General features: G+C 75.5%; 1 protein-coding gene. It reads left to right on the forward strand.

Annotated features, from left to right (window positions below; all coding sequences use genetic code 11):
* A partial coding sequence (locus FGF04_RS39220) for an aminotransferase-like domain-containing protein (protein ID WP_149516165.1) occupies positions 1-1,211 on the forward strand: 1,211 nt, incomplete at its 5' end.
* Between the last annotated feature and the right edge of the window lie 212 nt (positions 1,212-1,423).

Genomic DNA, 1,423 nt, shown 5'->3' on the forward strand with positions numbered 1-1,423 from the left:
ACCTCGCCCCGCGCCCCCTGGACGCCCAGGCGGACTTCCTCCCCGGTACGCCCGACCTGTCGCTGTTCCCCCGCGCCGCGTGGGCGGCCGCCCACCTCGCCCCGCGCCCCCTGGACGCCCAGGCGGACTTCCTCCCCGGTACGCCCGACCTGTCGCTGTTCCCCCGCGCCGCGTGGGCGGCCGCCCAGCGCCGGGTGCTCGCCGAACTGCCCCACCACGCGCTGGGCTACCCGGACCCGCGGGGGCTGCCCCGGCTGCGTACCGCGCTCGCGGAACTGCTGACCCGGCGCCGGGGCGTGGTCGCCGATCCCGAACGGGTGGTGGTGGTCTCCGGGGTCGCCCAGGCGGCCACGCTCCTCGGAACGGTGCTCCACGCGCGCGGGGTGCGGGCCGTGGGCACCGAGGACCCCGGCAGCCCCGACCACGAGACCCTGTACGCGTCGGCCGGCCTCGACGCCGTGCCGCTGCCGCTGGACGGCGAGGGGCTGGACACGCGGGCGCTGCGCGCCTCGGGGGTACGGGTCGTGGTGACGACGCCCGCCCACCAGTTCCCGTCCGGGATCGCGTACTCCGCGCGGCGCCGCGGCGAACTCCTCGACTGGGCACGCGAGGTGGACGGGCTCGTCGTGGAGGACGACTACGACGGAGACTTCCGCTACGACCGGGCGCCGGTCGGCGCGCTGCAGGGGCTCGATCCGGAGCGCGTCGCGTACGCGGGTTCCGTGAGCAAGTCGCTGGCGCCCGGACTGCGGCTGGGCTGGCTGCTGGTGCCGGAGTCGCTCGCCGAGGAGGTCGTCGAGCGCAAGCGCACGATGGACCTCGGCAACCCCGTGGTCGACCAGGCGCTGCTCGCCCGCTTCGTGGAACGGGGCGACTACGACCGCCACCTGCGCCGCTGCCGCCGCGCGTACCGGGAGCGGCGCGACACCCTGTTCGCGGCGCTGGCGGAGCACTTCCCCGGCACCCGGGTGTCGGGCATCGCGGCGGGGCTGCACGTCATCGCCGAACTCCCCCCGCGGTACGGACCCGCCGACCGCTTCCTGGCACGGGTGAACGCGGCCGGGATCGCGGTCCGCGCGCTGACGTCGTACACGCGGACCCCGCCGCGGGACGACGTGGTCCGCCTGGTCCTGGGCTACGCCCACGTCCCACCGTCCCGCATCCGCTCCGGCATCCGGACGATGGCCACCGCGGCCGCCGGAGATGTCTGAACCGGTTTGAATCCTGCCTGCAGCCGGGTGGGGCCCGTTCGCGCAGTTCCCCGCACCCCTGGAGTACCGCCGAGCGACCCCAAGGGCCTGTTATTCGCGAACGCAGGAAACCGCATGAGCGACCCCGCTTTCAAGGGCGCGGGAAACTGCGCGACCGTCCCTCACCGGCCCGTCCTTCAGGGGCGCGGGGAACTGCGCGAACCACCCCCACC

It is taken from the genome of Streptomyces apricus (genome assembly GCF_008369065.1).
Taxonomy (GTDB): domain Bacteria; phylum Actinomycetota; class Actinomycetes; order Streptomycetales; family Streptomycetaceae; genus Streptomyces; species Streptomyces apricus.